The organism is Acidithrix sp. C25 (genome assembly GCF_904848545.2).
The window spans coordinates 1411996-1436621 of sequence record NZ_CAJHCI020000006.1 but is presented as its reverse complement, the minus strand read 5'-3'; the positions used below and the strand labels follow the sequence as shown (position 1 = coordinate 1436621).

Genomic DNA, 24626 nt, shown 5'->3' with positions numbered 1-24626 from the left:
TTAACAAGATACAATAAAAGACAGGCTCTTCCTCGGTGGCGCGTGACCATTGAGATCTAGAGCTTGTCGTTTTATGTGCACAAATATGTGGCTCTTTTGATTGAACAACCATTTAGAAGTAAGGATCTCCGTGGCTAAAGAGTCAGCTCGGGTATCTGATGGCACGAAAAGTTGGATTAGGGGTCTCTTTGTTGGGAGTGCGATCTTGAATTAAAGTTGACTGCTCTGGCAGCTGGCCACTCGCCATGGGGTGAATATCGCTTCAGCTATAAAGAGTGCTTCGTGTGGGCCTGTGAACTAATCGTAATTGTGAGATTAAAAGGTTTTTTATATAATAGGGCAGTCTTGGTCTGGATTCTGACTTTTAGCAATGCAGGAGTAGCGAGAGCTATTCGGTGGGGTGTCGGATGGCGGTAATGGTGCTCTTTGGTGGTGCTGGGGTTTGTGATCACTAAGCCACCTTCCAATGGACTAGAATAGTGGTTAACTCAAGAAAGAGGTGATTTCTTATGAAAGAACCACGTCAAGAAGTTCAAGAGACGGTTACCGTTGTGGGTCATACAACTCAAAAGCGACAGGAGGTCCTTGTCCCTCGTCGACAGGGTGTCCCGACTAAAACTATAATTCCTAGGGTAATTAGATACGTGACCGGCGTCTTGTTGGTCGTTCTAGGATTGCGATTTGTCTTAGCACTACTCGGTGCTAATCCTACTAATGCATTTGCCAATTTCATCTATTCAGCTAGTCATCCGTTTGTCTCGCCATTCTTTAGCCTGTTTGGTTATTCCATTCACTACGGTGTATCTCAATTTGAGATGTTTACATTAGTGGCGATGGCAATATATGCCTTAATAGCCTACGGTTTAGTGAAATTGGTAACAATCACAAGATAGAAGTGGTTGGTTGCCCGGATCATCTGGTACGACCTTTCACCTCGCTATGTTTTCTGGCTCCCAGCGCTCATTTTGGGTAATTTGGGGGCTAGAAATATTTAAAGATAGCGACCATCCAAGGCGGTCAATTGAGTCATTTGCGGGTCATAAAAGCAGCAATGACGGGTGGATCTAGCTCTATAGGTAACGAGATTGTGCTGATGACAAAAGAGCCTAAACCATGTGGGGTCTTTAGCTAGTCGATGGGACCGAAGGTTCTAACTCATCTCAGTTTAGGGAGCTCATAGTCGCTCAAGGAGCCTTGGCACCCTGGTGATCTTGGTGTTGATAGCAATGGACAATTAACGCGCGAGGTCGCAAAATGTATTTTCGTGAAGGAGTGGTAAGCCCGTTAGCGAAGGTTTTCATACTTATCAACTTTCGTAAGTTTCGCCTCCACCGAGACCAGATTGGAGCTAATCCATAGTAGAACAGATGCTCAATAAAGCTGTCTAGGTAGATATCTCAGGCTTTATGGTACGCTTCCGCGTCGCAAGAAGCATGTGAAGATCATTTGATCAAATTGCTTATGCTATGAGGGGTTTAGATGTCCAAAGTGTAACTTCGATCAATTTACTTTAGTAAGGCCAAATCATTTCAAGAAATGCAGCGTTTCGAGCTCCACAGTTTCAATGTAAATCTTTTCACCGCCAAACTAGCGTTACCTCCGGAACTATCTTTCATCGAAGTCATATCTCTTTTTCCTAGTGGTTTTCTGCTATCTATCTATTGTCCAACGACAAGCGTGGTCTTTCAGCTACTACCTCCCCCAGCCATCAGAGCCCTTGCTAAATTCGTTCAAGTATCTTATTCAACTGGATGGTTGATGCTAAATAAGCTACCTAAGGCAATGGCTGAGCGAAATGGTTTATACAAACTTGGAGGAAACATACAGGTAGATGAGTTCTTTTTGGGTGGTGAGAGTCATGGTGAAGGCTAAAGAGGAAAGGGAACCCCTAGCCCTCAGAGTCCGTGCCGAAAAATCTACTACAGTCATATATAGGGCGAGGATAGAGGAGTCATGAAAAAGGTATACCCAATAAAATAGAAGAAACGAGTGCTGAGGAAGCTCTTAGAGCTTGGCGATGGTGGAAATGCGCAGAGGGTGCTATTACCGAGCTTTCTAATGCTGAAGAAATTCCACTCAATACGCTCTACACCCAGAACGCGTCACTGAAGCGAACTGGTGCCATTGGCAAGTTCTCCGCATCTGCGAATCCGTCGCTTACGCTTTCGTTCAAGGCAAAGTACGAGAGAAGTTGTTAGAACTGAATCCATATAAACATATTCATGCGTTGCCTAATGGCCGTTGCCATTAGGCAACGCAAGGCAAGACTGAGGACCCAGTTGCTATCTCGGATGGACTTGCTGGAGAAGCCTCAGCCGTCGAGATTACGGAGGTTAAAAAGGGCAGATGCGGTTTGCTCATCCACAACCAGATCAGTGACTAAGCGTCCGGCGATCGCTGCCTTGAGCCCCCTCGCCTTATGCGCCCCAGAGACGACGCACAGCCTCCGCGCCGCCTTGCGGATGACCTCCGGCGGTGGGCCGCTTGAACGCGCGTTGAGCGGGATGCTGTCAGCGCTTCCATCGCTGCGCAGAAAGTGCGTGGCAACATCGCCGACCACCTGGTATCGGGTTATCGTATCAAGGTCTGCTTTCTCAAGAAATCCCCCCGAATAGACATGGCTTGGTAGCCCACCTTGTACAGCGCCAACACTAAAGATCAAAACATCGGATCGCTCTTGGAGCTTAAGGATACGAATAATGCTGCGTTCCCGCCAGAGCGCCTCTTTCGTCTCGGCGAAATCAAAGAAGGTCGGAACGGGAAATTGCTGGACCCGAGCGTCTAGCGCCGTTCCAAAGCGCCCGAGGATATCGCTGGCGTAGTCGATTCCTGTGGTAAATGTATTCCCAGCACCGTTGAGTTGCACCACGATCGACCTGCGGGTGGCCTTTCGCGTGAGGTGCTTACTGATCGCGGCAATAGTGGTGCCCCAGGCCACACCGATGACCATGTCTGATTCGCACAGCGAGGTAAACAGCCAAGCGGCCGAACGAGCTACCTGATCTAAAACTTCGACTTCGGTCGTGTTCTGGAGCACCGGGACTACTTGAGCTTCGATACTGTAGCTTTCGCGTAGTCGGTATTCAAGTTCGCTTGCCTGGGCATTTGGAGTATGCAGGCGGAACTCTATTAGTCCTTCCGCTTTCGCCATCGCGAGTAGTCGGGAAATCGTCGATCGGGAAGTGCCCATATCCTCAGCGATCTCTTGCATCGTCCTGTCCTGGACGTAGTACTGGCGTGCCGCTCTGAGAGCGTCGGTTAACTTCTGATTGTTCACCATCTCGTTATATCACCTAATGAACGTATCTGTCCATGGCAAATCGAACATTGAAAAAGAAACTGCAATTATGTGCAAAATCCTTGACACTTTGTGCAAATTGAGGTAAGTTGTGATTAGCAGCCGACTGGGGGGTCAGGTAATTGTGAGTAGCCGACGTACTTTACGCGTATTCATCCCATGACGGGGCATGTCCGAGATTCAAAGGGCAGAGCGATATGGCGCCGCCCAAGACACCTGGGCGTGATCGATACCCGCGCAGGAGTTTCACTTCTGCCCGCCTCTGCCACCCGGGCAGCCGGATCAGCGGTGTTCGACGACTGTGTCGATCGGCAGCGATCGATGTGGGCCAGAGCTGGCCGAGTTCGGGCCATTGCCGTTTCGATCTCGGCTAAGTGGAAATCGCTTTCCGACGTTCACATCGAAGTCCTAGACCGTTATCGGGCCAGCTCGGATCCTCACGCTCAATTGGGTGTTGTTGGATCGGAGCGAGGCGAAAAGCATTCGAGAACGATCAGATGCATTGTAAAGAAGGGGGTCTTCAAACCAAATAAAGATGGGTCTGTCAGGTAGCGCCAGTCATTGTACAAACCGCAGCGCGATGGTGAGGTTTCTGACAGTCCTCGTCGCTCAGGTTTGTTCGCAATGCTGGCTCTAAGCAAACAGGTGCCGGCGAGAAGCCGCATAGGGAGAAAATGAGGAGGCAAGTATGACAGAAACAAATGATTCGTCTAACAACAACCCCGGTACCGAGGTATCCGCACAGGGGTCAAAACAACCAGCACAGACGGTTCGAAAACGGCGATGGACGACGCGTAGCGCCCTGCTAGGTGCTGTACTCCTGATCGTGGTCGGTGGGTTGGTCGCCAATACTGCGCAGACGTCTGGTGGCAAGGTCCGGATTGTTGACGTTCACTATCCGACAGCGTCCGGTCTAATCGAGGCTGGCCTGCTCTACGTCCCGCCTAACGCAACAGCCAAGACCCCGGCATGTGGAGTTGTCGCAATCCATGGATATATCAATTCTCATGACACCATGGATGGTGTTGCGGTGGAGATGGCTCGGCGTGGTTGCGTAGTGCTGGCTGCGGACCAAACCGGTCACGATACCTCGCAAGGCCCAGCTTTTGCCGACGCTTATGGCGGTCCTGCAAGCTTAGCATTTCTGAATTCGCTTCCGATCGTCAAGAAGGGTGATATCGGGCTAGTGGGACATTCGATGGGGGGCTGGGCGTCGGTCCTGGCTGCAGGCCTCAGTCCCAAGGGCAGCTATCGTTCAGTTGACCTCTTGAGTTCGTCCACCAGCACCCCGGGACTCGAGCCCCTGCCTGGTACGCCGACGTTCCCGCGAAATATCGAGGTCGTCGAGGCAAAGTATTCCGAGTTCTCCCAGCTCATGTGGGCCGTACCTAAAGGTTCCCTGATACCAGACTCTCCTCGTCTCATGGCGCTCTTTGGGACAAAGTCCCCAGTAGTGCCGGGCAAGGTATATGGCTCGATTGCCGCAGGAACAGGGCGTGAGCTCTTTCTCCAATCGACAACTCACCCTGGGATCACATTTGATCCAGCGGTAATTTCGCACGTGGTAAGTTGGGAACAAGCAACTCTCACCGGAGTCAGCCCACTCTCCAATTCAAATCAGATCTGGCTTTGGGATGAAATTGGAACCTTCCTTGCTCTTATTGGAGTTGGCCTCTTCCTCTTCGGAGCCGCGGGAGAACTCCTCAGACTGGACTACTTCGCAGGGATCATCCGAAAGCTGCCGCCAAGTCGCTCGTTGACGGGCCGCGGATGGTGGCTTGGAGCACTGATTTTCGCGATTCTCGGACCGCTTACCTTCTTCGACTTTCAAACTTGGGGCGAGAACACCTTCAAGGCAGGCCCGTTCTTTCCGGAGAATATCCCTACTGGAGTGATCGTCTGGGCAATCGGTGACATCATAATTGGTCTGGTGCTGTTCCTCATCTGGCACTTCACTACGCACTCTGATAAGCGAGGCGACCTCCATAGCTACGGCTTAGCGGAGCCGAACTTGAAGATCGAGTGGCCAATGATTGCAAAGACAGTGGTCTTTGGTCTAGCTACGGTCGTTGTGACCTATATACCGGTCTACTTCTTCCATTGGGCATTTAACTCTGACGTTAGGCTGTGGATCTTCAATATCAAGCGCGTCGATTACACTCACGCAAAGATTGGACTCGACTACGTCTTGTTCTTTGCCCTGTACTTCATCGGGCTTTCGGTGATCATTTTCGGCCAATTACGACCGCGCTCACACTCGCTCGCAGGGTTTATGGCCAAGACGATAGGTCTCTTGGTGATCGGCTTTGCGGTCTTCATCGCTTTAGAATACGGAGTATTGTTTGCCACCGGTGAACTGCTGACCTCAAGTCAACCGCTGTTGGCGATTGTCGCGTTCCAGTTCATCCCGCTATATCTCCTTATCGGTGCAATCCTCGGATACTTCTTCTACAAAACCGGGCGGATCTACTCCGGTGTGGTGGTCGCTTCGCTGTTTGTCACAGCGATCGTGGTCGCTGGGACGGCCACCCAGGGAGTCGTATGGTAGGAGACTAACGGACCGCTCACCGATCCGTCAAAAGCGTTCCCCTCAACGTCGCTGGTTTCTCCTGCGACGTTGAGGCACCAACGGCGGCTTTCGAAGGTCGACAGCCTAAGGAGTACCGAATCCGACAAAGGCGTGTCCGCAGTGGAATCGATGCAGTGACTCGTGAATTCACCGTCGGAGGTGTTGAGGCGCAAGATTGGGTGTCGGGCGCCTCTAGCCGATCTTCGAAGTTTGAGGTCACCCATTAAAAGTAGACACTGACTTAAGCAGTTTTTGCTCTTACTTCTAAGGCTAACTCATAATTGACTGGTGAGATGTTCTTAGGTCTTCGAATGTCGCCGTTTGCTGTTGTAAAAATTCATTTACCACTTTATTCCAGCTCTTAATTCAGAGATGTCTTTGAAGACATGTCTCAAGAAGTATTCATGCTTGAAGACCGACCAGAAGGATTCAGCACTGGCGTGATTGTAACAGGATCCCATTTGCGCCATGGAGCGAATGATTCCATTTTCTTTACAGAGAGGTTCTGTGCGACGATCTAAGAATTGGCTTTCTCGATCGCTACGGAACACCGCTCCTCGGCAATTGCTACCTCTGGTATTAATTGCCTGACCTAGAGCTTCTAGCACTATCTCGAGCCTCATATTTTCATAAGACGCTATTGGAAGGCTCCCATTTAATTGATCCGCGACTAATGTGAGCTTTGTATCCATAATGTAGATGGAGGAAATTATTGTGAAGTCCAAAAGGCATACCCGTTCTACTCAAGGTAAGCAGGGCGCAGGTGCGCAAGAAGATCGCCGAAGGGGATAAGATGCTAAATGACGGTGCAACCATAAGTGAAGTTGCCGCTTTGCCATGAAAGCCCTAAGGCGCTGCACTTACCGAGACGACCTGGCACCGATGGAAGAGTACCTACGCTGCATTGAAGGGAACCAAAGTAAAGCTTACTCATTGAACTTGAATCTAAAGAACCGTCGTCTAAAGAGCATCGTTGCTGACCTAGCTCTTGATATTGCAATGCTTAAGGAGATGGCGATAAGAAACTTCTAACCCCGAATCGTCGTCGCATAGTAGTTCGCAAACTACAGATACGATTCGGGGTTTCTAAAGAGACGAGCCTGCAAAGTAGCAGGTCAAAATCGTTCTACGCAGCGTACCGTAGCACCTGAACGCAAAAGTGCAGATCTAGACGGTCGTCTCATTCGTGCTCCTCCCTGTTATGGCATCAGATACAACATTATGCACTCTGACCCAACTTATTAGATGTATCATTATTGCATCTAACTGACTACAGGTGTTATATATCCATTCCCACCAGCGCTTTGGTGCGCGATGGACAAACTCCTATAGAACTGCTCAAAACTGTTTTCCCAGGTGGGAACCAATCACGAACCATGCTGAATAATGCATCAGACCTAACATTGCTCATTTTTCGCAAGCGATAATTGGAATGTGGAAAACGCTTCGCGTTTACGCACAATCCAACGATCTTCGCCCACAGGCTCTTTCAACCAGCTACTACTACTAATTAACAAAAGGCTCTATGGGTTTCCCTTAGAGCCGCTAACCCCTAAAAACAACCCTATCCAAAAATCACATTAATTTTGGACCATTAAATGGGGACCCGCCACATCGTTGCCCTTATGGCATAGTGAAGGCCAAGGATTCGCCAGATCTCTTGGTAGACAAGGTCGCGGGATTGTGGGTCTTGAGCTCCTCAAAGAGCGACTTTATCCGCCAGCGTTGACTATAAGTGCTCCTAGGTGCGATGCTGGGGCCAGATTAGGATTCGTGATTGATGTGAAAAGACGGTAGGAGGTATCTGGGTTGTTGCATTGGGGGCTTTATTCGAACGTGCCTTCGATCACTCGAAGCTGAATCGAGTTTAGTCTATTTCGATCTTGGTGGTGATAGATATTGCCAAGATAAGATCCATCGGCTAATTCAACTACAGTTTCAATTTCATGATTGGCACTAGCTTCAAATAGCAGCTCAGAACCCGTCTCAAGAGCTTGTTCCCAAAGGCCATAGCTAAAGAAATCCCGATCAGGCTAGCATAAAATTTCTGGCGTAAGAACCCCAATGATCTCACGAAGTGCCATTTGTTCAGATTGTGAAGATGGTTCCGGAAGAGCAGCTATTACCGCACACGCGCCGCATTTGCCAATAGCGGTTATACGAGCATTGGCATAGACTGCCTCATCAGATTGAGTTGGTGGCTTTGAAAAATTTGCCGTATTTTCTGGAGATTCAAATACGTCCAGAGTGGTGGAATCGATGGCAATTAGGGCCCAGGTTTAATTAGAAGGTTCCTTTTGTTTGGATGATGGCAAGGAGCTTGGCAACTCTTTTGTAGAGTTCTGCCATCGGGGCACTACCAAGTTTCACCCGCGCTTTGTATATACCAGCCTTGGACTGGACCTGCCAAGAATCACTAAAGGTGCCCTGCCATGCTAAACCTTGAGTGAGATGACGCATTACTTCTTCGCAAGAAGCTTGAGGGAACGTTGCCATGGATGGCTATTACTTAACAAGTAACCATGCGAGCGGGCATTAAGCGCACTCGTTGTTCTAATTTATCCGTCTCGTTGAGGATATCGTCGATCAGATCTTTAATAAACGTCCTCGTGAGAACACCGATTGAAATGTGATCAGCGAGTAGTGCATTATCTGGTTGTCTTCTCCACCCGGGTCTTGGCATCTCTATCTCCCGGCGCAGTAATAGCACGCCACTTTTGTTAAGCACGCGATATTTTGATTTGGCTTTTGGGGGTAAGTATTTTAAATTCTCTATTTCTTATTAGCAGCACTTGTTCGAAGTCAGCAATCTACCTGGACGGCTCCTACAATTTCGATCCATTGTGGCGTGAGTTTGCGTCCATAGCGTGGATTCGTGAGTTTTTCGGGAAGTTCGATGGTCCTTTTTAGAAGATGTTCCAGAAAGATCGGCAAGTGTTTCAAGATGGCCAACAAGGATTTACCTATTGCGCAAAGGTTGAAGAAATAGAACTCGATCGATCATCATGTGAAAACTATGGTTGGTCTTTAAATAGGGACAACCTTTTGGTGAGCGATCTCTCTTTCTTGGCCGATTTGGCTAAAGCTGCGGTCTGATTGAGCCAAATCGGCCTTTGAGGGATTGTCTGAGCTATACCTTTCTAAATAGTCGTTCGTATCGAGGAAGGTCGCTACTTTATCTAGCCTTTTCGACTCCTATAAGGGGTATTGATAGCGCTGGAAAGTTGTCCGAGATTAATGCCCGGTCCAAGATTGACGGTGAGGATTTTATCCAGCGAGGTAATTGATCTTTAAAGCTTTAGAAGTTGTACCTTTTGGTGCAGCGAGGGTCGCTTTGATCTTATCTTTGGCCATCTGAGTCAAATTGGGTTAGGTAGTTGGCTAGCCCCGATTGCGTGATGCGAAAGATAACGTCGGGTATCACTTCGTCCGCAATCTTGAGGGCATCTTCGAATTGGAACCACTCAACCTCTTGACTCTCACCAGGAGGAGGAGTCGGTTCGGTGTCTTGACCCAGAAGGAGATACCTGATGTCCAAATGGTAATGATCAAAAGCATCGTGGCAGGAGAGATTGAAGAGCAGTGGGCCGTTTGATGGATGGATCACTGTCAGTCCAGTCTCCTCTTTTGCCTCTCGGATGACGCAATCCCAAGGACTCTCGCCGTTATCGATGTGGCCGCCCGGCTGAATCCATTTTTGGAGTTTTTTGTGCCGATGCAAAATTATGCCTCTGGGGCCAATTATTATCGCCGATGCCGTGCAATGGCGCGGATCGGCGTAGCGATCAAAGATATTTCGTCGCTTTTCGGCTTCTTCTAGGATTATGTGCTGGGCGTTTTTCTCTTGGTTGGTAATGGGCTCAAAGTCGACGATAGATTGGAGCCAAATTTCATACCAGGGCATTGCTGGCGATCTCCTTTTGTTTTGAAACCTTTTACGGGTCTCTACGGCGGCTAATAGTTCAGAGTGCAAACTCGGTTGATGGATCCTCATTATGCTACAACAATATGGCTAGCTATCATGAGAGGCTGAATTCGAGGATATGTCTTTGAAAATCCACGGTTTGCTAATGCATTTTACTAATTCATTAGGAGCTTTTACTGCAAGCAGCCATTGAAAAGATTTAGGATGAAAACTGCGAGGTGAGCAAAACCATCTTCCTGTGGATCCTTATCAATATTGGCCGATAGGGCTATTTGGCCGATGAATTGTTGGAATTACCCGGAGGCTATCTGATTTTTATGGCCCTTGGTGAAATGGATGGATGGACTCCAAGTGGCTGTTTTGATCGCCTCTTTGATTCGAAAGATCGTCGTCTTTGTTTTATAGCTTCAATAAGGTGGACTTGTGAATATCCGCCTCGTTTAGATGCATTTCGGAGCTTCAGGAAAATTCCAAATCAATTGACGTGTAGCACTCTGATCGTATGATCTGTTGTCTGGTGCGACCACTAGAATCTCTGTTCAATGTAAAAGATAGGTTTCATGGGTCGTTTGCCCGATAGGTTGGGCAATTGGTCAATATTTTATCAATTGGTCAACGCCTAATAAGGAAGCGACAATTAGAGATGATTCCACCACTATCTGTCTGGGGTTACTTTTGTGGCAGACTTGGATGGGCAAGTATCGCTTTGACCATCTCTTAGTGCTGTTCATTTTTTGGCATGTAGTGGTTGAAGCTTATTAAACCCTCGTCTAGCGCATGGTTGTCGTGTGCGGATTTTCATGTAATTTTTTTGATAGGAGTGCGTTTTGGGTACGCCTGAAGACCTAATTGTTCAAGCGTCGCAACGTCGACGTACCTTTGCTATTATTAGCCACCCTGACGCTGGCAAAACTACGCTGACGGAAAAGTTTCTCCTTTATTCGGGGCAGATATCTCAAGCGGGGGCAGTAAAAGCTCGCTCTGGTGGGCGAGCAGCGGTCTCTGACTGGATGGCCATGGAGCAACAGCGAGGGATTTCAATTACCTCTACTGTCTTGCAATTTAGCTATCGCGATCACGTTATTAATCTTTTGGATACTCCTGGACACCGTGACTTCTCTGAAGATACCTATCGAGTACTTTCTGCAGTCGATGCCGCAGTGATGGTTTTAGATGTCGCCAAAGGGATTGAACCTCAGACTCTCAAGCTCTTTGAAGTTTGTCGAACACGGGAGGTGCCAATAATCACCTTTTTGAACAAACTAGATCGGCCCGGGCTCGATCCACTTGAGGTTTTGGATCAGATCGAATCAAAGATCGGGGTTCGACCTACGCCGATTACTTGGCCTGTTGGTATTCCAGGGGATTTCCGAGGTGTGATCGATCGTAGAAGTGGCAACTTTATCAGATTTTCTCGAACTGCTCATGGTGCCCAGGAGGCTCTAGAAGAAGAGATTGATCCAACGGCCGCAAGCCACCAGGAAGGTGAAAATTGGAAGCAGGCGGTAGACGGCGTGTCATTGCTTGACGAAGTAGGGGCGACCTACGATAAGAAGTCTTTCTTGGCCGGTCAATCTAGTCCTGTATTTGTGGGATCGGCGCTTACTAATTTCGGAGTCCGTCACCTTTTGGATGCAATTGTGGATCTAGCTCCCGCTCCGAGTGATCGACATGATCTAGATGGGAATTTGCGGCCAATAGAGAGTGAGTTTTCGGGATTTGTCTTTAAGATTCAGGCGAATATGGACCCATCTCACAGAGATCATTTGGCCTTCGTGCGCGTCTGTTCCGGTAAATTTCAACGTGGAATGGGAGTTACCCATGCGGAAAGCGGTCGTATACTTTCTACCAAGTATGCGACCTCGGTCTTTGGATCGGACCGTGACACCGTCGAAGAGGCATTTCCGGGAGATGTAGTAGGGCTAGTAAACTCCAACGAATTGCGGATTGGTGACACGCTCTATGTGGGTGATCGAGTTGAATTTCCACCTATTCCGACTTTTGTGCCTGAGCTTTTTGCGCTAGCTAGGGCGCGCGACACTGGACGCTTTAAACAATTTAGAAAGGGCATCGAGCAACTTGAAAAGGAGGGAGTGGTACAGGTCCTCTTTGATCCTTCTGGAGATCCCACGCCTATGGTTGCCGCAATTGGTGAGATGCAATTCGACGTCTTTTCTCATCGTATGCATTTCGAATTTGGTGCTGAAGTCGAACTGACTCGCACCTCCCACAAGGTCGCTCGGCGAACTGACCAAGCAACGGCCAGTGAACTCGGAGGACTTGGCGGTGTTCGTGTGAGAGTTCGGCGCGATGGCACCCTTTTAGCACTCTTTGAAAGTCCCTACTGGCTTGCGCGGCTCCAGAATGATCATCCTACGTGGAAACTCGACGACCTTATCGCATGAGAGTGCCATTTCAAATAGTTCAAATGGCTAAGTCAAGATAGTCTTTTGATGGATGCCAAAGGGCGCTGATTAAAAGAGCGACCTGTTTTGATTAAAACGAAGTTCGTCAGAGAATTGTGGTCTTTGTCGGATCAATCACCGAGAAATGATAAAGCAACTTTCTGATTTGGCTATCTGGCAACAATCTAAGATCATAAAGATGCGGCCTTTGGATTTAGTTGATTTAGGGTTTTTGAATTTTACGGTTGACGCGGTTATCATCTCTGGGCGTCGTAGTTTTTCGCTTGATGTGCGGTTTGATCGATGACTCCGAGAGTGAGAGATAGGTTCAAGAGAGTCGCTCGTGTGGCGCCTTTTACGGCTTATTTGAACTTGTTCTTTTCCGCAAAGGCAGCAGTTGCAATATAAATATCGTTTGCTCATTACGATGATCGGGAAGTTTTTCTTGTACTAATTTTCGTTGGCTGAGCCCCTTTTCGAGTGCCCATAGCGATAGTCGACACTTAAGCCGGGTGATTGTCCTCTCGAATACGAGTCAAACGAAGGACTATCGGTACGGTTTTGTTAAGTGAGATTTTCAGATGCGATCCTTTTGATGGCTGATTTTATGGAGCGGCCTACCAAGTGGGTTGGCTTTGATGGCGACAATGGTATATGGCTCACAAAGCTGTCCGACGTAGAATGCCGAATTCATTTATCTGTTTTTGCTCTCTGATTGGCAGTTTATGGATCAATTGGAATCTGATTTGGCCCGTTTTCATGCCAAGAGTTAACTTTGTATTTCCCAAATGGTGTCAAAATCTTCAACTTGAAACAGCTAGCCTTGTTTGGACAAAGCAAGCGAATGGAAGTGTCATTAGTACTATCGGAGCAAGTAACCCACAAAAAACCGCGATCGCCCTCCTTGGCGCTCGTACCGTACGCGAAGTGGCATTTGGATTCATCTCAATTGCTCTGCCATTTTATTGGCAGAGTAAAGGGCTTTCTATCTTTTCGATCGGTGTTTTGTATAGTGCTGCATTGATTGGTTCGGCATTGATAACGCTACTCTTAGGGCGTTATATCGATGTCATTGGACGTAAGCGAATTCTCATCGTCAGCAGTCTTCTTTGGGCGGTAGTCACTCCTTTTTTGGCCTTTACTCAGGATATATATCTCTTATGTTTGATAATGGTCTTTGGCAGCGTATCGCCAACTGGTAAAGAGATAGGAATCTATCAGGGTGTGGAGCAAGCCATGCTTGCAAAGCTATTCGCGGGTCACAATCGAACGAAGATCTACGCATGGTTCAATCTTGTTGGATATGGTGCAGTGGCGCTGGGAGCCTTACTCGCTGCGCTAGTGGGAATTGGTTCGGTTGGCTCGGGCCAAAAGAACACTTTCATTTGGGTGGCCATCGCCTATGCGTTTGCCGGGGTAATCCAGCTGGTTATCTATTTTCTTGTTGACGATGTCGTAGAGCAAAAGCACGAAAAGCCCATCGATGAAAAAAGTGGATATCGGCCACAAAAAAGCGTAAGGACGCTGGTCTATCAACTCTCGGCTCTTTTTGCCTTGGATTCTTTTGCGGCAGGGTTAGTCGTACAATCTTTGATCGTCTATTGGTTTCGAGTAAATTTCCATACGGATTTAACTCAGTTAGGGTTGATCTTTTTTGGTACCAATATGCTTTCAGCGCTCTCGTCGCTCGCCGCCGCTAAGGTGGCCTCCAAGATCGGTCTTTTGAATACGATGGTCTTTACTCATTTACCATCGAACATCCTCCTGATATTGGTTCCCTTTATGCCAAATGCCACACTTGCAGTGGCGATGCTTTTGGCGAGGCATATGCTCTCTCAGATGGATGTCCCGACGCGAGCAGCTTATTCAATGGCGATGGTCTCGCCCGATGATCGAGGATATCTAGCGGCATGGACCAATGGAGCCCGAAGTTTTGGAACGGGAGTTACCCCAATATTGGCGGGTTTGATGCTGTCGGTTTCGCTGAGTGGCATACCGTTCGTTGCGGCTGGAGGGCTAAAGGTAATCTACGATATCTCGCTCTATTTTCGTTTTAAACGGGTTCCAATCGACTTCGCTAACGAGTCTTAGGTCGATTTCCTAAGTCGATTCCTGTGCAAGATGGTAATCGTCTCCGTTCAATGGACCATAGATCGATCTGGTGGCCACCTGTGGCGTTTGTGTTATTCGGTAAATATTAAGTCCATTTCTGTTGGAGAACCGAAAATGGTGAGCTTTGGCGATGAACATCGGTGGTCTTGGACATGTTGACGATGTCGATTTGAAGATGCCGACCAAAGTTACTTTTGGCGAAACTTAGGTGCCAAAGCAAGAGCGGTTGAGCCAAATAAAAGACTTATGGATCCATTTTGGTTGGATAAGACGATTTGATCTGGTACCTTTCGATCGGGCCTTGAGGCGCTATATTGCCTTGCAAGGTTGTCGGTCCTGATCTTGGGTGTAGATTTGGTCTGAAGTTTAGGGATTATTCCGGGACGCTAAATGGCAGAGCCTTTTTCATCAGGAGTGAGGTCTCTTGCGAACGAGTCGAAGGGGAGGCCGCGAGATGGTTGATGACATTTAATTGATCGATTTCGTCTTTATTTTGACTGAGTTTGAACTTGGCTTCAACTTTGGTCACCACAATCTCAAAGGCGACCACGGCCTCTAGCATCTTTGATTGTGTCGGTGAATCGAAGTCACTTCGCCATGGCTCTATTGATGAGGACTCATGGCGATCGGTAAGCTTATCCAGGACTGCGCGTTTTTCGCCTCGGTCGTGAATTATGGTGGGTTTGCCATAGATGTGCACTACCGAGTAGTTCCAGGTTGGAACGCTCTCGAGGTGGTACCAGGATGGCGAGACATAGGAATTCGGTCCACTAAAGACAACTATTGCCTCATCGATATCTTCTAGCTCTCGCCATTGTGGATTTGCTTTAGCGAAATGGCCCAGTAGCCTTCCCTGTTGAGCGTATTCGCGTTCAAAAAGAAAGGGGAGGTGACTGAGTGAAACTTTTGATTCCGAGGTTGTGATCAGGAGCCCAAGTGGAAATAAATCTATTAATTCGAAGATGAGATCTCCATTATCCTGTTTGAATTCTTTTGGTGTATACATCTGGTCTTCCTTCGAATGCGAAGTCTTGCTTGTTGTCTAAGTAACAATAGCCGATGGCAAACCAGAGTTTTATATTTCGACTTAGTATCGGTTCTAATACTATGGCTATTTTTCGCCTTCCACTTGTTTGGCATCTCCTCTAGCATGCCGAGTAGTTGTGAGTTGGCTTGTAATGCTCGACGATTAACTAAGTTCGGACAATCTTCGCGCTCCGACGGAGCGCTATCATATTTCCATGAATTACAACCATGTTGCACATCCTCGCTTAGTCGACCGAAAGAATACCAAGCCCGTAAAAGTCTCCGATAATGCGGTTGGCTTCAACGGTAAATTGGCCATGTGGATTACCAAGATTGTGGGTTCGATGTGGTGTGCCTACGCCTTTGGCCTCTTTGATCTCCTGAGCCTTCCATCTGCAATGCGAACTGGGATTCAAGCTATCGTAGCGTGGGTCGCTCAGACCTTTTTGCAGCTGGTCTTATTGTCTATCATTATGGTAGGACAGAACCTACAAAGTGCGGCATCAGATCGAAGGGCTGAACAAACCTATAACGATGCCGAGATGATATTGCATGAATGTTTAGAGCTGCATCGACACCTCGACGCTCAAGACCAGACGATCAAAGATTTGATCAAAAGAATTGAACTCAATGGCTCCTCGCCCACAAATTGATCTACTTCATGCGTGTCCTCGAGCCTGCGGTTGGGGTGCTATCGTATGAATCCAATCATAAGTACAATGCTAGATAATTTGTTTCTATTTTAGGTTGTCTGTCTCTGTGATTGGTCTCAATTCATATCTGTTGGAGACTTTTCTGATCTGGAATGTTTGGCCTACCTGGGGAGATAGGTAATATTTAACTTGGTGCTCTTGACTTTGTTGAATAAAAATGAGATAGTTACTTTGTTGAGTAACGTAAGGATCTCAATATGCACAGGTCAAATAAAATTGTATCGCTATCTCATATAATCGAAATTCATTTTACAAATCAATCTATGCAGTTTTCACGTAAGATTGCGGATAGATTGCCTATCGAATGGACGAAACGGCACCACTTCAATGGTTCCGCGGTGCCTAGCTTACTTAGTGGGCACGTTTTGCAGCGGGCTGTGGCAACTGGGACTCGGTCTTACAAGACCCGTAAACATAGGCTTTTACCCTTTTATCGAACTGATTTATTTTATGTAATCGCTCAATTATAAAGGATTGGAAAAGGCTCATGTACCAACGCAGACTTCAAATAAACTCCCCAGTTGATGTTCCGATAGTTATCTACCATAACTTCTTGAAAGTTGCACCCGCCCACGCTTTTTTGGCTCTAACCGATCCGTCTTATATAGAGATATGGGGAGATACCATCGGCTACAAGGTGGCTCTTTTTAATATCGATCTTTCGGTTGGGGGTCGTTACGACATTGCCTATAGCGACCCCAGTGGCATTCTTCGCCAAGCATCGGGAGAGATCTTAGAGTTTCAGCCGCCGCGTTGTTTGGTTTTTACACGCGAATTGGACGTAAAGAGTGGGGAAGAGACCTTAGAAACATTGATTTTTGACTCCATGGATGGTGGCACTTATCTTACTGGTATCTCGAGGTATCCTTCGATCGAGGTTCGTGATCGCATAGCCAACGTATCATTTATGAGCTTTGTGGCTAATGCATTTGAGTGCCTAGATGAAGTGGTGGGTGATAGTTGGGTTGTCGAAAACCTCAGTGTATAGGGATTTGTAGGTAAGATACATCTATTGGACAACTCAATTGCTTAGATCGAGTTACTGATTTATTTCATCTGGATGAGTTCGCAGACGGATAGCCTTGAATCAGTTCGAGCCTCATTCAGCCAGTGGTGGGCGGGTAGGATTCTGAGGAAGCTCTACATAATTTTCCTTCGGCTGGCGAATTATTTTATTCCATATAATGGTTATTCAATAGGCTACGGCGTTCCTAGGGGGCTATTGTTTTGGCCTTGGTTAGGTGGCTTTATTTACATAATTCGATTTTTGAAAATATGTTAATGGGAACTTAGCCCGGTTTTGATTGGAGGATTCCCGGAAAAGGCGAAGCGGCATTCCCTGATTATGGAAACCTTTGGCCAGATTGGCACTAAGCTTTAGTTAAGTTCGCTCTCTTTGGGCAGGGCAAGTTACTGATCTTGAACGTTTGGATGAAAATTAAACTGACTTCTCATGTTTTTTTGACTTCTCAACTTTTTCCGCATGTGTAGCTGTCCCGATGATTTTTAGCCTTGAACGAATCACTACTTGACGGGGTGGTCTGGTGGAATTTGCAAGCTCTGTAATAGATGGACGTCGTCTGGTTATTGTTGACGGTGCTATCACGGTCTTAGGTAGCCATGGCTCACGATGGTTGACTCATAGGGCGGTTGATCAACTCTTAGGATTACCAGAGGGATCAACCTCAAATTATTACAGGACTCGCCAAGCACTAGAGGCCGCGATCTTTGTGAGAGTTTGCGAGGTGGATATCATCTCAATTCGCATGGTACACGAAAAGGCTTCCCTCTATCCTTCCGACGGGCAGGGAGCGTTGGCTATATTTCGCGATCTCTTGTCTTTAACTTCTACAACCCAAGAGGGAATTTTGCGACAACGGGCTCGTCTCGAGGTCTTTTTGGCGGCTACTAATCGCCCGAATCTCTTTGAATTGGTCAATATTCACAGACGTGAGATGCGAGAGGCACTTGGTAAGGTTCTTGAGGCTGTTGGCCTCCCTTTGAGCGCATCCAAGTTACTTGCTCTAGAGGCTTTCACTCAAGGTTTAATTGTTGATGCGTGTCTTCACCATCCAAAGCCCGAGCCCCTGGTGCTAGATGAAGCGCTAAGTTGCTATGGTGAATTTTTTGGCGCATTGAAGGACCACTAGATGCCTGGCCTACGAGAAAAAACTGACCTGCCTTGGCATGAGCGGAGTGGATGGGACTGATCGCTGGACGCTTGGTTGCGGAGGAGCTTTCAATTTATCCAAGATTTGGCTTTAGTTGATCCTAGATGGAAACGCCTTTGGGAATCTCCGGTGCATTGCTAGAAGCTATGGTCTTTAGTGGGCAAAATAAACACCTGCATTGGTGATGGTTTCATGCGGTCCAAATGACCTGATGCTCCCTTACGAGAGTGTTGCTTGATTCGCGGCTATGTTAGATAGCCCGAAAATTGAGTGGGACCACTAATTCAAACGTGTTGGGGCCATTGTGGTCACGCGTTTCCAGTCTTTGCCTATTCAGATGTGTATACAGCCAAAGTGGTATCTTGTGTGCCTAGCCGAGAGCCCTTGGAATGGTAGTGATTTTATCTTTCCGTCCTTAGCCCCACGAGCATTAGTCGAGAAAATAAGTCGTACCTAGTAAACATGCTAGGTACGACGGTGAATTCAAATGTCAGACCGAAATTTTCTCGGTAGTCTCGTTGGTTTAGGTTGGGTTATGAAGGTTGACCAAATACCATGATTTATCGATCTTTGATTGTGAGTCTACAACATGGCGGTCTGTCTTTTTTCTTATTAAAGATAAGCCGCGGCTAGGACTGATGCGACTTCGGGTCGAGAGTACTGGGAAGGTAGTGCCACTCCTCTGCTGAGCAGTTCTCTGACCTTGGTGCCTGAGAGTATCAAATGGCTTGATTTTGGATGGGGACAGGTTCTTTTAGAGACCACTTGTTCGCAGACAAGGCAAAAGAAACTATGTTCGAACTTCATTATCTCGATTCCCAATTGAGATGGATCTAAGGTGCTAAAGATCTCTTGGGCTGCGTAGGTGCCATAGTAGTCTCCAACCCCCGCATGATCTCGGCCAACGATAAAGTGGGTACATCCGTAGTTTTTACGGGAGAGGGCATGAAGGATCGCCTCCTTAGGTCCTGCATATCGCATCGCTGCTGGATAAACTCCAAGGAGTACTCGATCCCTCGGGTAATAGTTATCTAAGAGAGTTCGATAAGCTTCCATTCGAACTTCAGAAGGTACGTCGTCATCTTTGGTATGGCCGACTAACGGATTAATAAAGAGGCCATCGACCAACTCCAGAGCTACTTTGTGGAGGTATTCATGCGCCCTATGGATCGGGTTTCTAGTTTGGAAGGCGACGACGGAGTTCCATCTTTGTTCATGAAAGTAACTGCGGGTCTCAGTTGGCGTTAGATATTCGCTACCACGAAAGTCTCGTACGGGTTGATGAAAAAAGAGTTCCCCAGCAATGGCAATGTCCCCTTCGTTGATGAGAGTAGCCACTCCAGGGTGTGCGCTATCGGTGGTACCGTAGACACTCTGCGCTTCTTGATGGAGTTCTACTGGGAAACGCTCTCTAATAATCATCGTAGCCACGTGAACACTCTGAATGTGTAGTTTTGCTGCGGCGGTTCCGGTAGCTAGTTCCCCTGAGGAGACAACAAAGGTGATTGGAAGTGGCCAAAGTGTCCCATCACTTAATTTCATCGAATCCAGAACACAGTGGTAGTCATCTCGTCCGAGAAAGGAAGAAAGGGGAGAGTAAGCACCAACGAATATCATCTCAAGGTCGGCTCTTTGTCTTGGCGAAAGTTCGATATCGATGAATTTATCTACCTTAAATGGCGCGGTAATCTCAAAGTGGATTAGTTCTCCGCCATGTGGCGGGGCGATTGGGTCGCTTGGATTAAAACTCACGTCTTGTCTCTTTCATTAGTAACCTTAGACGGTTGTGTCGTGGTATTTGGAGTCGTATTTGATACAATTAGGCTTCTTGAGCGGGCGGCTTTGTCTTAGTCCAAATTCCACATTCAGTGCGACCTTGGCCAACGAATCTGCCAGCACGTATGTCCTCGCCTGCCTTGACAGCTGCGGTACATGGCCAGCACCCCATTGATAGATAGCCTTGGGAATAGAGAGGGTGAAGTCTGAGATCGTAACTCTTGGCATAGGATTCTAGGTCTTTTCGCTCCCATCGATATAACGGGTTTAGCCTGATGGGATTGCCATCTTCAAGTGCACCCAGAGTATTTCGTGTTGAGGCGCTTTCGCGAGTCCTTCCATTTAGGATGGCGCTTGGCATGGTGGCCGCGAGAAAGTCCTCAAGCGGCTCTACCTTGTTTTGACTACAGCACGCGACTGGATCAATCAAATAGCCGTCTTCGAAGGGAGCTTTTGGCTTTAGTGTGATGAAGTTAGCACTCTGGTATCGAGATTTGAGGTAGGCGAAGAATGAAAGAGTTTCACTAAAATGGTAATTTGTATCAACAAAGACGACGTCACCGTCGAACCCTTGTGAGACGGCAAGGTCAATTAGTACGGTGCCAGCGATATTTAGACCGGTGGTTATCTTTAGGTCGATGTGGTCTTTTATGGCGGATCTCAGGATCTCTTTAGTTTCTTGGAAGTTAGATTCCAGCATCGGCGAGCTCTTTCTCTAAAAATCTCATTACTAGCTCTTTGGCTTGATCTAGCTCTAATTCTGCAGTCGGAACGAATAGGTCGGGTTGGGTTGGAGCTTCATAGGGGTCGTCGTATCCAGTAAGACCTTTTATCTCACCAGCTAACGCCTTTTTGTAGAGTCCTTTTGTGTCTCTTTGAAGGACGGTCTCAAAGGGTGCGTGTACGTGGATTTCGCGGCCACGTTCACACATTGAAAGAGCTTGGTTCCTTGAGCTTTCGTATGGCGAGATGGCCGAGACGAGTACCACCACTCTGTTTCTCGCCAAGAGCGAGGCGATATATCCAAGCCTTTGAACCTGTAAGTCGCGATCTTTCCTGGAAAAACCGAGGTCTGGAGAGAGAACGGCGCGAATCTCATCGCCATCGAGCAGTTCTACTTTGATCCCTCTATTGGTCAGTTCTTGGTGAATCTCCCTGGCGATCGTTGTCTTGCCTGCGCCAGATAGGCCAGTAAACCAAAGAACGGGCGCGTGTGTTGGAATTTGTGGCATATTATCTTCCTGGTAACTTCTTTTTCGATTGTGCATTTGACATCAATTACCTCTTTTGTTGAAGCTTTGGATTCTTAGCTTCCAAGACTATGACGGGTTTTTCTCGCCCATTAGGGCCCTAGGTAGCATATCATTTCTTTGTTGGCGGACCTTAGTCTGCTATTTGAGTGCAGGTTCGGCGTTGGTCAAAGGTTCACCTGGTGGTGATTTTTCGAAGTCGGATTTTCCTTTGACCTTAGCGTGGAGTCCAACTCTCGCCAATCGAAGTCGAAGGTCGAATATCCATTTTCCTTCAACTCTTTTCGGGTGGTTTTAAATTGCTCGTAGACCAGTTGGTCTGTATCTTGTGTTCGACTTTTTAGATGGTCGACAAAGATTCCGCCGAAAGCTGGAGATGTACCATTCGTCGAAATTGCAATGTCGACTGAGCCAAAGAGTCGCCTAGTGGCAACGTGGCTAAAGTTGGCGGTCTTTGGCTCGTCCAAGGTATTTAAAAGGAATCTCTTTTTGAGGCTTTGGCGATGGATCCAACGGTTTAGCTTTTTATCGCGGTCACATGCTATTACCAAGAAGGGCTTTCGTAGCTCGCGTCTTTTGGGCCTGCGATCAACAACTATGATATCGTCATCTATCTCGTCGGTATTGATTGATTCCGTGGTCTGTCCGTACCTAAAAAGTGTAACAATCGCACCTTCCGCCATGGCGACGCGAGCCCGCATTAGAGCTTGTTTTGAGCTTCCTATAATATAGACGTCGCGGGAATGCAGCTCTAGAGCGATAATCACAACGACTCCTTCGAGCTTGCCGACACCTTTATGCGTTGGCGCCTTGGGGCAGGAACATATGCAGTTAGTCTCGATCGCTCGAGACGATAGATGAAGTCGCCAAAGCGTTCGGACTCTTTTCGTTCATCTCGCCATGCAATTAGTAACGGAGCGAGAGAGTCGACTATCGACTCTTTTTCGACGTCCTCTGCAAAGAGTTGATTTAGGCGGGTACCCTCGCGATCGGAGCCAAGAAAGATGTCGTAGCTTTTCTTGGTCCGTCCAACTATACCAATCTCGGCCAAGTAGGGACGAGCGCACCCATTGGGACAACCAGTCATTCGAACTTCGATATCATCATCTCCGATGCCAAGGAGCTCGAGGCGATCTTGGAGTTGGCCCAGGAATGTCGGTAGATATCTTTCGGATTCGGCGAGGGCTAATCCACAGGTGGGAAGGGCTACACACGCAAAGGAAGAGACAAAGATTGGCTTTTGCCGCTTCAGGGATGGGACCCCTAGAGCTTCAAGATCATCTTGAAGATTTGGTGCGATCTCTGACGCTAAGTCGGTAAGGATAAGGTCACCTTTGGCGGTTACTGCGAGATTTGGACGGTACCTTTGTACTATTGTCGATATCGCAGTCCTATGGTTGATTGGGGCTGTGTCGGCAATTCGACCAGAGGGTAGCTTTATACCTAGGGCATAGCTATTGTTGAACTTATTTCGTGTTAGCCCTAGATGATCGTTTGTGGCCAAGAACAGGTCTTTTTCGGCCGGCTGGAATCGGATATCTACCTTTTCCTCTACGAGTCGGCGGAATTCGTCTACTCCAATGCGAGCAATTAGGTACTTTAGGCGTGCATGGGCCCGATCGTTTCGATCTCCAAGGTCACGCTGGAGCTCGATTATTGCATCTGTGAAGGCGAAGAGACTCTCAATATCAATCTCTCCCAAGAGATCACCGAGGCGAGCAAATGTGCTTTCATCGGTTCCACTTCGGCCCAGGCCGCCTCCGGCGTAGAGTCTTATTATTTGGGAATTTTCGTTATCGACTACGATCCCGAGATCGTGACTGAGCACGTCGATACAGTTGTCGATCGAAGAGACCACCCCGATCTTGAACTTTCTAGGTAGCATGTTTGCCCGATAGATAGATCGCTCTTGTGTCTTGGCACCTGAGATGGATTCAGCTACTTTTTCTCCGTCGATCCAAAATTCGAAATAGGCATCCGATGGTGCTTTATAACGGTTTGATATCTCGTTGGCGACTCTTTCGACGACCGTCTTCACCCGGGGATCCTCCACGTTTGGACATGCTGTGACATTTCTGATTACGTCACCACATCCACCCCATGTCGTTAATAGTGTCTCGTTGATGCGAGAAAGTAGTTCTCTAACGTCTTGTTTTGTCACAAAGTGAAATTGGATTCCCTGGCGAGTGGTGAGGCGAAGGGTCGAGTTCCCAAGATCATTGGCGATTTGGTTGAGTGCTAAATATTGTTCTGAGGAGATGCGTCCACCAGGTATTGAGACTCGGGCCATAACTAAATGCTCAATCTCTAGTCCAGCCTTCAGTCGAGTTGAGCGCGAGTCACGATTATCTTGGGTGTAGATCCCGTGGAACTTTAAGATCTGACTTGCTTCATTTGAGAATTTTGGGTCATCGTTTTCGAGTTCGGAAGCGATCGTGCCTCGAAGAGAGTTAGAGTTCTCTTTGACCTTTTCCACCGCACTAATGTTTTTGATTGTCTTTTGTATATCGGTTTCCATTCACACTTCCTTTCGCATTTTCAATTCTCGATAATTCTAATCAGGTTTGTCATAATTAGACGGCCTTTTGCAATAAATTGCTCCTCAAGATGAAATAATACGAGATTACTTCGCTGCGTCCTTTCGGCTTTGATTGCGTTTGTGCCGTAAGATTTATCCTGGTGAATGCGCATATTGTCGCGCTTGGAAACCACTATTGGCCTAATAGATTGCAAAGTGGATGGTTTGGATCACATCCCCGAGTTATCAGCTGAGTCGGAGTTTTTCATACGCGAGATGGCTCAGCTCTGGCCATGGTCACTTCTGCCGCTCTGATGTGGCAATCAAACTTACTATACAAGATATGAGTTTTGTACTTCAACCTATGCGAGGTGTGAAGAGTAGAGGATCTTAGTTTTAGGTGGTTCGATCGCTCTTATCGGTATTTTTGAATCTACGATTCAAGGCGCTTCTCTATAGCTCGGCCAAGTCGACTACTATCATGGTTTTCCCTAAGAGTCAGATACAAGCGGACATTTCTGGGGAATCGTCTAGCCGCTTGTGATGTTGGCTGAGATCAGCGGAGGTTCTCCTGCTGTGATTATATATATCGATTCGATTTTAACTTCGATCTTGCCTACTTAGCATGAGTTTCATCGATTCTGAGATTGATGAGTTATTTAGCTATTTCGTAAGTATCGGCCTTGTTATTTATTTGATTGCTCTTCTGGAGTGGTTGCAATTTCAAGTGCTAACTACTTTTTTAGATTCTTCTTGTTTTTAGTTTGTGGAATGGCCTAAACTTACCCTCTGGTCCGGGCCAAATTACCTTGAACAACAGTGGCTTTCGTTAAAATAGGGTGTTGTTTAAGCCTTTGTTGAAC

General features: G+C 47.4%; 19 protein-coding genes and 1 pseudogene. 9 read left to right on the top strand and 11 right to left on the bottom strand.

Annotated elements, in window-relative coordinates:
* Positions 1–509 precede the first annotated feature (509 nt).
* Complete coding sequence (locus ACIDITHRIX25_RS75215; protein ID WP_082058625.1) at positions 510–893, top strand: YggT family protein; 384 nt, start codon at positions 510–512, stop codon at positions 891–893.
* A 513-nt stretch (positions 894–1406) separates the two neighbouring features.
* A pseudogene (locus ACIDITHRIX25_RS75210) lies at positions 1407–1869 on the top strand (transposase); the annotation flags it as partial.
* Between the two features lie 442 nt (positions 1870–2311).
* On the opposite strand, the gene ACIDITHRIX25_RS75205 reads toward ACIDITHRIX25_RS75210, so the two are convergent.
* Positions 2312–3280, bottom strand: coding sequence for a sugar-binding transcriptional regulator (locus ACIDITHRIX25_RS75205; protein ID WP_201732870.1), 969 nt, complete (start codon positions 3278–3280; stop codon positions 2312–2314).
* A 177-nt stretch (positions 3281–3457) separates the two neighbouring features.
* Between ACIDITHRIX25_RS75205 and ACIDITHRIX25_RS75200 the strand changes: the two genes are divergently transcribed.
* Together ACIDITHRIX25_RS75200 and ACIDITHRIX25_RS75195 are read left to right on the top strand one after the other, a co-directional pair.
* Positions 3458–3850: a hypothetical protein gene (locus ACIDITHRIX25_RS75200; RefSeq protein ID WP_152625993.1), complete on the top strand. Its 393-nt coding sequence runs from the start codon at positions 3458–3460 to the stop codon at positions 3848–3850.
* Positions 3851–3986: 136 nt separating this feature from the next.
* On the top strand, positions 3987–5846 hold the full coding sequence (locus ACIDITHRIX25_RS75195; protein ID WP_052605578.1) for a dienelactone hydrolase family protein: 1860 nt from the start codon (positions 3987–3989) through the stop codon (positions 5844–5846).
* A gap of 362 nt (positions 5847–6208) precedes the next feature.
* On the opposite strand, the gene ACIDITHRIX25_RS75190 is transcribed toward ACIDITHRIX25_RS75195, so the two are convergent.
* The 4 genes from ACIDITHRIX25_RS75190 to ACIDITHRIX25_RS75185 form a co-directional block, all read right to left on the bottom strand.
* Positions 6209–6592, bottom strand: a complete 384-nt coding sequence (locus ACIDITHRIX25_RS75190; RefSeq protein WP_152625992.1) for a DDE-type integrase/transposase/recombinase — start codon at positions 6590–6592, stop codon at positions 6209–6211.
* A 1558-nt stretch (positions 6593–8150) separates the two neighbouring features.
* On the bottom strand, positions 8151–8363 hold the full coding sequence (locus ACIDITHRIX25_RS000000104280) for a transposase domain-containing protein (RefSeq protein WP_052605576.1): 213 nt from the start codon (positions 8361–8363) through the stop codon (positions 8151–8153).
* 13 nt (positions 8364–8376) lie between these two features.
* Positions 8377–8550, bottom strand: coding sequence for a transposase domain-containing protein (locus tag ACIDITHRIX25_RS000000104275; RefSeq protein WP_152625991.1), 174 nt, complete (start codon positions 8548–8550; stop codon positions 8377–8379).
* 657 nt (positions 8551–9207) lie between these two features.
* The gene (locus ACIDITHRIX25_RS75185) at positions 9208–9771 is read right to left on the bottom strand and encodes an NUDIX hydrolase (protein WP_052605575.1); all 564 of its coding nucleotides are present in this window, start codon (positions 9769–9771) and stop codon (positions 9208–9210) included.
* Positions 9772–10619: 848 nt separating this feature from the next.
* On the opposite strand from ACIDITHRIX25_RS75185, the gene ACIDITHRIX25_RS75180 reads away from it, so the two are divergent.
* Positions 10620–12197 (top strand): peptide chain release factor 3, encoded by a 1578-nt coding sequence (locus tag ACIDITHRIX25_RS75180; RefSeq protein WP_052605573.1) that lies wholly within the window; start codon positions 10620–10622, stop codon positions 12195–12197.
* A 759-nt stretch (positions 12198–12956) separates the two neighbouring features.
* Positions 12957–14288, top strand: coding sequence for an MFS transporter (locus ACIDITHRIX25_RS75175; protein ID WP_201732869.1), 1332 nt, complete (start codon positions 12957–12959; stop codon positions 14286–14288).
* 394 nt (positions 14289–14682) lie between these two features.
* Here ACIDITHRIX25_RS75175 and ACIDITHRIX25_RS75170 read toward each other — a convergent pair whose 3' ends face one another.
* Complete coding sequence (locus ACIDITHRIX25_RS75170; protein WP_201732868.1) at positions 14683–15315, bottom strand: FMN-binding negative transcriptional regulator; 633 nt, start codon at positions 15313–15315, stop codon at positions 14683–14685.
* Between the two features lie 235 nt (positions 15316–15550).
* Between ACIDITHRIX25_RS75170 and ACIDITHRIX25_RS75165 the strand changes: the two genes are divergently transcribed.
* From ACIDITHRIX25_RS75165 to ACIDITHRIX25_RS75155, 3 genes are all read left to right on the top strand, one after another.
* Positions 15551–15988 (top strand): DUF1003 domain-containing protein, encoded by a 438-nt coding sequence (locus ACIDITHRIX25_RS75165; protein WP_201732867.1) that lies wholly within the window; start codon positions 15551–15553, stop codon positions 15986–15988.
* 547 nt (positions 15989–16535) lie between these two features.
* Positions 16536–17036 (top strand): SRPBCC family protein, encoded by a 501-nt coding sequence (locus ACIDITHRIX25_RS75160; RefSeq protein WP_052605569.1) that lies wholly within the window; start codon positions 16536–16538, stop codon positions 17034–17036.
* A 556-nt stretch (positions 17037–17592) separates the two neighbouring features.
* The gene (locus ACIDITHRIX25_RS75155; RefSeq protein ID WP_201732866.1) at positions 17593–18198 is read left to right on the top strand and encodes a TetR/AcrR family transcriptional regulator; all 606 of its coding nucleotides are present in this window, start codon (positions 17593–17595) and stop codon (positions 18196–18198) included.
* A gap of 633 nt (positions 18199–18831) precedes the next feature.
* On the opposite strand, the gene sat is transcribed toward ACIDITHRIX25_RS75155, so the two are convergent.
* From sat to ACIDITHRIX25_RS75130, 5 genes are all read right to left on the bottom strand, one after another.
* Positions 18832–19971: a sulfate adenylyltransferase gene (gene sat, locus ACIDITHRIX25_RS75150; protein WP_082058621.1), complete on the bottom strand. Its 1140-nt coding sequence runs from the start codon at positions 19969–19971 to the stop codon at positions 18832–18834.
* Between the two features lie 67 nt (positions 19972–20038).
* A complete protein-coding gene (locus ACIDITHRIX25_RS75145) occupies positions 20039–20695 on the bottom strand; it encodes a phosphoadenylyl-sulfate reductase (RefSeq protein ID WP_052605567.1) in 657 nt (218 codons plus the stop codon).
* Positions 20682–21227 carry an adenylyl-sulfate kinase gene (cysC, locus tag ACIDITHRIX25_RS75140; protein WP_201732865.1) on the bottom strand — a complete coding sequence of 182 codons (546 nt, stop codon included), beginning with the start codon at positions 21225–21227 and terminating at the stop codon, positions 20682–20684. The genes ACIDITHRIX25_RS75145 and cysC overlap by 14 nt, the downstream gene beginning before the upstream one ends.
* A gap of 185 nt (positions 21228–21412) precedes the next feature.
* On the bottom strand, positions 21413–22012 hold the full coding sequence (locus ACIDITHRIX25_RS75135) for an NAD(P)-dependent oxidoreductase (protein WP_052605566.1): 600 nt from the start codon (positions 22010–22012) through the stop codon (positions 21413–21415).
* The gene (locus ACIDITHRIX25_RS75130; protein ID WP_201732864.1) at positions 22009–23763 is read right to left on the bottom strand and encodes an NADPH-dependent assimilatory sulfite reductase hemoprotein subunit; all 1755 of its coding nucleotides are present in this window, start codon (positions 23761–23763) and stop codon (positions 22009–22011) included. Before ACIDITHRIX25_RS75130 ends, ACIDITHRIX25_RS75135 begins: the two co-directional genes overlap by 4 nt.
* Positions 23764–24626 lie beyond the last annotated feature (863 nt).